General features: G+C 29.2%; 4 protein-coding genes and 1 pseudogene. 2 read left to right on the top strand and 3 right to left on the bottom strand.

Annotation, left to right across the window (positions count from 1 at the left end; translation table 11 throughout):
* Nucleotides 1–396 (top strand): annotated as a pseudogene (locus BM027_RS15360) (methyl-accepting chemotaxis protein); the annotation flags it as partial.
* A 266-nt stretch (nt 397–662) separates the two neighbouring features.
* Here BM027_RS15360 and BM027_RS15355 read toward each other — a convergent pair.
* Together BM027_RS15355 and BM027_RS15350 are read right to left on the bottom strand one after the other, a co-directional pair.
* Nucleotides 663–1226 carry a sigma-70 family RNA polymerase sigma factor gene (locus tag BM027_RS15355; RefSeq protein WP_090093763.1) on the bottom strand — a complete coding sequence of 188 codons (564 nt, stop codon included), beginning with the start codon at nt 1224–1226 and terminating at the stop codon, nt 663–665.
* Between the two features lie 588 nt (nt 1227–1814).
* Complete coding sequence (locus BM027_RS15350; protein ID WP_090093762.1) at nt 1815–2081, bottom strand: hypothetical protein; 267 nt, start codon at nt 2079–2081, stop codon at nt 1815–1817.
* Between the two features lie 915 nt (nt 2082–2996).
* Between BM027_RS15350 and BM027_RS15345 the strand changes: the two genes are divergently transcribed.
* Nucleotides 2997–6437 (top strand): pyruvate carboxylase, encoded by a 3441-nt coding sequence (locus BM027_RS15345; protein WP_090093760.1) that lies wholly within the window; start codon nt 2997–2999, stop codon nt 6435–6437.
* 144 nt (nt 6438–6581) lie between these two features.
* On the opposite strand, the gene BM027_RS15340 is transcribed toward BM027_RS15345, so the two are convergent.
* Entirely contained in the window at nt 6582–7655 is a 1074-nt protein-coding gene (locus tag BM027_RS15340; protein WP_090093757.1) for a sugar ABC transporter substrate-binding protein, read from the bottom strand.
* Nucleotides 7656–7934: the final 279 nt, after the last annotated feature.

The raw sequence follows: 7934 nt of genomic DNA, 5'->3' as shown, positions 1-7934 counted from the left end.
AAGCAATCACTTAATCAAGTGGGTGCAATAGTAGGTGAATTAAAAGATAAAATTAATGTAGTTCAAGAACAAATGACTTATAATAACCAAAAATCCCAAGAGGGAAATAATATTGTTAATGAAACAGTTAAAGGATTAAATACTATGAGTTCAAATTTAAAGTTATTTAGCAATAATATTATGGATATAAGCAAAGCATCTTCTACATTATTTGTAGAGACTAAAAATATAGTTCAATTTAATGAAGAAGTATCTAATGTAACAAAAGATACAATATCAAAATATAAAATGGTAACAGAGGAAATAGCACAAAGTGCTGCTGCTAGTGAAGAAATCGAGGCTAATATAAATGAGCTTAGAAATGTTGCCACAGATATGAATAAACTTATAGAATAAATTTACTTTTTTGCCCTTACATAAAAATTTTTCGGGTGGAGCTTTATACTCTAGATAAATTTAGTTAAGGCTGATATATTACATTAAATAGATACAAAAAGAACAAATCAAGGTGTGCAATACCTTGATTTTTTTCTATGAATATTCAATTATTTGATGTTTACTAATATAATTATAAATTTTCAAGGTACAAGTTAACCAATAAGATGCCTAATATAAACTGTAATACTTACCCACATATATTCATTCATTTGCTTTCATATGCCTCAATTAAGGTATTTACTGATTTTCTTTAAAACACTACTTTTTCTTTGGTTTGCAGTAGAGTAACATATGTTTTTCCAATAAGCATAAGTTCTAACTGAATTATTTTTAAAAAAGATAAATTCAACGAGTTCTTTTTCATTTTCACTTAATTCATTAATAGCATTGCTAATTGATTCATGATCACATTTATCACATAAAATATCATCTAAAGCAGCCATTTCAGAAGGTAGTGTATGTTCTAAATTATCTGATAAAATAAGAGCTTCATAACCTTCAGCAGAACTTCTAGTTTTAGCTCTTTTAATTAAATCGTTAATACCATTTTTAATTCCATTTGTAGCATAAGCAACAAATCTATGATTATCTAAATTATATAGAGAAACACATTTAAATAAAGTCTTGTAACATTCATTTTGAATGTCATAATTATCATATCCATCAATGAAGGTTTTTTTAGAAATGTTAAGTATCAAAGGTTTAAATTCATTAGCTAAATTTTCTTTAGATAACATATCATTATTCTTAGATTTTAATACTAAATCCTCAATATATTTATAATTCATAAAAATCACCTTAATATTTATTTGGAAAGGTGTCTATTTCTTAATCTATATGGTGTAGAATGATTTTTTTATGAAATTTACCACTGGGGCACTTAAAACCATTTAGATTTCTAGTTACAACATATATTTTAGCATTAGGCACAATCAAAAAATAACAAGTCCATTTGCCAGCCTATTTTCATCATAGGAAGCTCGACTCGCATACGCTCACTGAGTAAGCTATTCACACAAAATCATAGATTTTGGTTCTCTGCTCATCGGCAAATTTACCTAATAGGCCCGCTATGAGGGCAATTCGTCTCCTTGCCTGATTAAAAATATTCATGGCAACTTTGGACTTGTTATATATTTCCATGTGCCTTAAGAAAAAAATTCTTTCCATAATAAGTATATATGATTTAAGACGATATATTTTATATTTAAAAAGACAAAATATAAAAAATTGCTTTCTTTTAATATCAACACTCTGATAAAATATTAAAAAGTTAAGTATAAAATATTAAAAATGTAAAATAAGATACATAAAATTAATACACTAAAATATAATAAAGACCTCAAAAAAATCTCAGAGGATCAGTGATTGAAAATTTATTTCGGTAAATTAAGTAGCAAACCTTCTAAAATCTCTAACCTAGAAGCTATATCGCTATCATCAATAGTTCCTCGTTTTAAAGAGACATCATCAACATCTGAAAGAGATTTTGAAGCTACTAATAAAGCTACATTACTGCTAATATTAATTAAAAAATTAGCTATAAAGGATGCATCGGCTGATGGATAACATTTATAAATTGCAAGCGCTATGGCATTAGCAGCAATCAAAGATTCCTCAGGTGACAAATCTTTTATTAACATATATGCCTCCCAAAAGAGTATTCTAAATATATTATATGATTTTATAATTAGTTGTTGCACTAATAATGGATATTCAAAAAAATAACAAGTTAACATACTAGTCTATTTTGTGTCATACTTCGTCGGTATATTCACCTAATAGCCCGCTATTAGGCAAACACACCTCCTTGTCTGACGCAAAATATACATCGTATCTTTGACTTGTTATTTTATTTCACATCCCTAAGGGATATTCAAAAAAAGAATAGACTTTTTAAATGTGCCTTAAATTGTTATTTTTTTGAATATGCTTTATTATCTCTGGGGAAGATAAACCTATCTATTAAATACAACAAATATGTTAGGCATATAAAAGAAAATAGACTAGCGTATTGAGTTATTGTTTTTGTGAATATGATTTATTAAAATTACAAAAAAACAAATGAAATTACAATTATAATAAAAATAATCCTAAAATAAACATAAACCATAAATGTTATTTATTAAATAGTATTAAATATGCTATAATTTATATATTATTAGGCATATTCAAAAAATAATAGAGCAGTACGCTTGTCTATTGTTTTATGTGCCTTATAAAATAAATTGCATTATTTTAGATATATGTAATTTATTTACTTTTAAAAAACAAGGCTATGTTTTAGAGGAGTGTTGATATTGTTATATTTTTGTAAAGTGGGCATTGAAATTTGACTTTTAGAACTCTTAATGATTATTGTCACCTTTTCTGCTTGTCCGAAGCTTGCCTTTGGAGCAAGCTAAAAGGGGACTATACTCATTTAGATGTTCTTAAGTTCAATTTCTTAGCCCATTTTACAATATATAACAATATAAACACGGTTTTAAAACAGCGCCAAAAATAATTAATATATGACAAATAACAAAATAAAGAGATACTAAAGGAGTTGCATTCTATTGGGGAAAAAATTTAAAAGAGTATTAGTTGCAAACAGGGGTGAAATTGCAATAAGAATTTTCAGAGCTTGTCATGAACTAGGTATAAGAACAGTGGCTATATATTCAGAAGAAGATAAACGTTCTCTTTTCAGAACTAAGGCCCATGAAGCATATTTGATTGGGAAAAATAAAGGGCCAGTTGAAGCTTATTTAAATATCGATGAAATTATTAGTCTAGCTCTTAAAAAGCATGTTGATGCAATACATCCAGGATATGGTTTCTTATCTGAAAATCCGGAGTTTGCTAGAAAATGTGAAGAGTCTGGGATAGAATTTATAGGTCCAAAATCAGAAATGATGGAAAAATTAGGTGACAAGATTAAATCAAAGATAGTAGCTAAAGAAGTTGGAGTTCCTGTAATACCAGGAGTAGAAAAACCAATAGGTTCAGAAGAAGAAGCTATTGAGTTTGCTGCAAAGTGTGGCTATCCTGTTATGTTAAAGGCTGCTGCTGGTGGTGGCGGTAGAGGAATGAGAATAGTAAGAAGTGAAAATGAAATTCTTGATTCTTTTAGAAGTGCTAAAAATGAAGCTAAAAAAGCTTTTGGTATAGATGATATGTTTATTGAGAAATATTTAGAAGGACCAAAACATATCGAGATTCAGATTTTAGGAGATAAATTTGGTAATGTAGTGCATCTTTATGAAAGAGATTGCTCTATTCAAAGAAGACATCAAAAGGTTATTGAAATTAGTCCAGCATTATCTTTAACAGAGGAAAAAAGAGAAGCTATATGTGCTGATGCACTTAAAATAGCGAGATCTGTTAATTATCAAAGTGCAGGAACTTTAGAATTTTTAGTTGATATGCATGGTGATCATTACTTTATTGAAATGAATCCAAGAGTGCAAGTAGAACATACTATTACTGAGATGACTACTGGGATAGATATAGTTCAAAGTCAAATTTTAATAGCACAAGGGTATAAGTTAGATTCTAAAGAAGTAGGAATATATTCTCAAGAAGATATAATACCAAGAGGATTTGCAATTCAATGTAGGGTAACTACGGAAGATCCTGCAAACAATTTCTCACCAGATACTGGGAAAATAGATATTTATAGAAGTGGTTCAGGATTTGGTATAAGACTTGATGGAGGAAATGGATTTGCTGGTGCAGTAATAAGTCCTTATTATGACAGTTTGCTTGTAAAAAATACTGCATATTCAAGAACTTTTGAAGATACTGTTAGAAAATCTATACGTGCAATTAAAGAATTAACTATAACAGGTGTTAAAACTAATGTAGATTTCTTAATTAATGTATTAAATAATGAACAGTTCCAAAAAGGTGAATGTGATACTAACTTTATATCAGACAATCCACAGTTATTTGATATAACACCAAGAACTGATGAAGAGCTTAGAATTTTAAAATTCACTGGACAAAAAATAGTAAATGAAACTAAAGGAAATAAAAAAGAATATGATGTACCTGTTATTCCTAAAATAGAAACTTTAGAGGGTTTAAGTGGTACTAAACAAATATTAGATGCACAAGGTCCAGAAGGCGTAGTTAAATGGATAAAGGATCAGAAAAAACTGCTTCTTACAGATACAACAATGAGAGATGCACAACAATCTTTAATGGCAACTCGTGTTAGAAGTAGAGATATGATAAACATTGCAAAGGCAACAGCTACTTATGGAAATGATTTATTCTCTCTTGAAATGTGGGGTGGAGCTACTTTTGATACTGCATATAGATTCTTAAAAGAGTCTCCATGGGAAAGACTTGAAGAGTTAAGAAGAAGAATACCTAATGTTTTATTCCAAATGCTTATTAGAGGAGCAAATGGTGTAGGATATAGAAATTATCCTGATAATGTTATAAGGGAATTCATAAAACAATCTTCAAATAGTGGAATAGATGTATTTAGAATTTTTGATTCACTTAACTGGTTAAAAGGTATAGAAACATCATTAGATGAAGTATTAAAGTGTGGAAAAGTAGCAGAAGTTTGCTTATGTTATACTGGCGATATTTTAGATACTAGTAGAGATAAATATAGTCTTAAATATTATGTAGACAAAGCTAAAGAAATTGAACATATGGGTGCACATATACTTGCTATAAAAGATATGTCAGCTCTTCTTAAACCTTATGCAGCTAAAAAGCTTATTAAAGCATTGAAAGAAGAAATTTCAATACCAATACATTTACATACTCATGATACTACAGGTAATGGTGTTGCTACTGCATTAATGGCAGCAGACGCAGGTGTTGATATTATTGATACAACTTTTAATAGTATGTCAGGACTTACAAGTCAACCAGCATTAAATTCAATAGTTGCAGCTCTTGAAAATACAAATAGAGATACAGGTATTAATTTAAATGGAATTCAAAAGCTATCTGATTATTGGGGTGCTGTAAGACCAGTTTATAGTGAATTTGAATCAGATTTAAAATCAGGAAGTGCTGAAATTTATAAATATGAGATACCAGGTGGACAATATTCAAACTTAAAACCACAGGTTGAAAGTTTTGGAATAGGACATAGATTCAACGATATAAAGAAGATGTATAAAAAAGTAAATGATATGGTTGGAGATATAATAAAGGTTACTCCTTCATCAAAAATGGTTGGAGATATGGCTATATTTATGGTTCAAAATGACCTAACACCTGAAAATATATATGAAAAAGCAGGGAATATGGCTTTCCCAGATTCTGTAGTTTCATATTTTAAAGGAATGATGGGTCAACCAGAAGGTGGATTCCCTAAGGACCTTCAAAAGCTTGTTCTAAAAGGTGTAAAACCTATAACTACTAGACCAGGTGAATTATTACCACCAGAAGACTTTAATAAGATTGAGGAATATCTAAAAGAAAAGTATAACTATGAGCCATCAAAGAAAGACTTAATAAGTTATGCATTATATCCAGATGTATTTGAAGAGTTCCTAAAATTTGTTTCAGAATATGGTGATGTAAGCCGTATGGGTAGTGATGTATTCTTCCATGGATTAGCTGAGGGAGAAACTAGCGAAATTGAGATTGCAGAAGGTAAGACAATGATTGTCCAATTAATTGAAATAGGTAAGTTGGATAATGAAGGAAACAGAACTTTAGAATATGAAGTTAATGGAAATAGAAGAAAAATAAAAATACAAGATAAAACTGAGAGAATTAGAAATGATTTAAGCGAAAGTATAGCTTCTAAAATGGCTGATCCTTCAAATAAATTAGAAATTGGAGCAAGTATTCCAGGAAATATAATTAAGGTACTTGTAAAAGAAGGTCAAGAGGTTAAGGAAGGCGAGAGCTTAATCGTAATAGAAGCAATGAAAATGGAAACAAATATTGTTGCTAGTATTTCAGGTGTTATTGAATCTGTATTTGTAAAAGAAGAACAACAAGTTAAAACAGGAGAATTATTAGTAAAAATCAAATAAGTAATTGTAGAATAAGCATAGTTATTGATTTAAGGTGAAATTTTCACCATATGTGATAAATATGCACTCATTAAGGGTCAGTCTCAAAATAGAGACTGACCCTTTTTTTATGTTGAAAAGATTTTAAAGTAGTTGTTTTAGATGCTATTTCATCTTGTAAACATCTTCCTTTTTGTAATATCCAGTATTGTAAGATCCACTATCTATAAAAATTGCATCTATATTAGTCTTATCTACAGCTATTGGTGTAAGAAGAAGCGTGGGTACATTTCTTATAGTAGTAGTTATATCTATAGGTTCGCCCTTAGCTAATTTTATTGCAGCGTCTATAGCAGTCCTAGCTAATTCTCTAGAATCTTTTAATACGGTCATTAATTGAGTTCCTTGAACTATTCTTTGAGCTGCACTTAAATCTCCATCCATTCCTGTTACTTGAACCTTCCCTGCTAAACCCTGCGATTCTAATGCTTGAATTGCAACACCTGCGGTAACATCATTTGGTGCTAATATAGCATCAATTTTATTCTTATTAGCAGCTAAAGACTCTTCTACTATTTTAAGAGCATTCTTTGGATCCCAGTTATCCACTGCTTTATCTGTAACTATCTTTATAGCATTTATATCCGCTAATGGTTTTATATATTTCATTGCACCTTCCTTTATTAACGCGGAATTATCATCATTTGGATCTCCTGACATAATAATATAATTCCCCTTTGGAACTTTCAGAGTAAGAAACCTTCCTTGGAGTTCTCCAATTCTTATACCATTAAAAGCAATATATAGATCTACATCACTATTTTTTATAAATCTATCATAAGCTATTACCTTTATTCCTGCTTTTTTAGCTTTTTCAACCATAGCTGCTGATGCTACTGAATCTGTAGGAGCTAAAATTAATATATCTATCCCCTGTGATATTAGATTATCTACTTGCAAAGCCTGTTTAGCTACATCAGTATCAGCATTTTCAATCTTTACAGTAACACCTTTTTCTTTAGCTAATTTTTCCATAAGTTCCTTATCTCTAATCCATCTATCTTCTCTTTGGGAAGGTAAAGATATACCTATTACTATCTCCTTTCTTTTTAGAGTTTCATCTATAAAATAACTATTAGAATTATATTTTTGTAATATTACTAGTTTTTTTATGTTCAAGATATCTTTTTCAACATAACAAATTGGTACAAAAAAAATATCTGGCATTGATAGGTACATATTTAACACCTTCTTAATTATTAATATAATAATTAACATATGCATGTTATACGCATTTATTTCAAATTACTTTATATTATAGTATTTGAACAAGTAGTGTTGTGATAATAATATCAATACTCTTTTAAAATATAGCTAAATTTTTTAATCAGTAGAGTATAATACCATTAATAATGGACATACTAATTTTGTAAAAAATACTGCATTAGGCATTGTAAAATAGATAACTAGTCAAAGATTCTTATAATTTTTTGACAGCTAAATAAGGAAGTTAATGCT

Origin of the sequence: Clostridium uliginosum (assembly GCF_900112485.1) — a bacterium.
In the GTDB taxonomy this organism is placed as follows: domain Bacteria; phylum Bacillota; class Clostridia; order Clostridiales; family Clostridiaceae; genus Clostridium; species Clostridium uliginosum.
Note: the sequence above shows the minus strand (reverse complement) of the source record. Positions and strands in the feature narration are given on the sequence as shown.

What these genes read in the sequence shown, in the direction of transcription:
- BM027_RS15355 (WP_090093763.1), bottom strand. Translation starts at nt 1,226, where the DNA reads ATGAATTATAAATATATTGAGGATTTAGTATTAAAATCTAAGAATAAT.
- BM027_RS15350 (WP_090093762.1), bottom strand. Translation starts at nt 2,081, where the DNA reads ATGTTAATAAAAGATTTGTCACCTGAGGAATCTTTGATTGCTGCTAAT.
- BM027_RS15340 (WP_090093757.1), bottom strand. Translation starts at nt 7,655, where the DNA reads ATGTACCTATCAATGCCAGATATTTTTTTTGTACCAATTTGTTATGTT.